The organism is Planktothrix serta PCC 8927, from assembly GCF_900010725.2.
GTDB classification, from domain to species: domain Bacteria; phylum Cyanobacteriota; class Cyanobacteriia; order Cyanobacteriales; family Microcoleaceae; genus Planktothrix; species Planktothrix serta.
Genome location: NZ_LR734922.1, coordinates 1 through 224 on the forward strand (window position 1 = coordinate 1; position 224 = coordinate 224).

The window sequence follows — 224 nt, forward strand, 5'->3', positions numbered from 1 at the left end:
TGTTTGGCGGTCAAAACGATGACTCCCTCCAAGGCGGTGACGGTAAAGACACCCTATTCGGAGATATTGGCAGCGACATCTTAGAAGGCAATGCAGGTGATGACCTGCTCTTGGGTGGAGAAGACCAAGACACTATGTCTGGTGGTGCAGATAATGACACCCTCTATGGCGGTCAAGCCAATGACCTTGTAGATGGAAATGAGGGCAATGATATCCTATTCGGA

General features: G+C 49.6%; 1 protein-coding gene. It reads left to right on the top strand.

Annotated elements, in window-relative coordinates; translation table 11 throughout:
• A partial coding sequence (locus PL8927_RS27645; RefSeq protein WP_407947438.1) for a calcium-binding protein occupies positions 1-224 on the top strand: 224 nt, incomplete at both ends.